Source organism: Vibrio sp. IB15, assembly GCF_016406055.1.
Classification (GTDB): domain Bacteria; phylum Pseudomonadota; class Gammaproteobacteria; order Enterobacterales; family Vibrionaceae; genus Vibrio; species Vibrio chagasii.
This window is the reverse complement of the sequence record NZ_JAEFCE010000167.1, coordinates 1-605: the sequence shown is the minus strand read 5'-3', so window position 1 is coordinate 605 and position 605 is coordinate 1. Positions and strand designations below refer to the sequence as shown.

At 54.4% G+C, this 605-nt stretch carries 1 rRNA gene; it reads left to right on the top strand.

Annotated features, from left to right (window positions below):
• A 23S ribosomal RNA gene (locus JC606_RS23275) occupies nucleotides 1-605 on the top strand; the annotation flags it as partial.

Sequence of the window (605 nt, the reverse complement as noted above, 5' to 3'; positions counted from 1 at the left end):
TTGATGTTCTAACGTTGGTCCCTGAATCGGGATTACGGACAGTGCCTGGTGGGTAGTTTGACTGGGGCGGTCTCCTCCCAAAGAGTAACGGAGGAGCACGAAGGTGGGCTAAACACGGTTGGACATCGTGTGGTTAGTGCAATGGCATAAGCCCGCTTGACTGCGAGAATGACAATTCGAGCAGGTGCGAAAGCAGGTCATAGTGATCCGGTGGTTCTGAATGGAAGGGCCATCGCTCAACGGATAAAAGGTACTCCGGGGATAACAGGCTGATACCGCCCAAGAGTTCATATCGACGGCGGTGTTTGGCACCTCGATGTCGGCTCATCACATCCTGGGGCTGAAGTCGGTCCCAAGGGTATGGCTGTTCGCCATTTAAAGTGGTACGCGAGCTGGGTTTAGAACGTCGTGAGACAGTTCGGTCCCTATCTGCCGTGGGCGTTGGAAAATTGAAGGGGGCTGCTCCTAGTACGAGAGGACCGGAGTGGACGAACCTCTGGTGTTCGGGTTGTCATGCCAATGGCATTGCCCGGTAGCTAAGTTCGGAATCGATAACCGCTGAAAGCATCTAAGCGGGAAGCGAGCCCTGAGATGAGTTTTCCCTG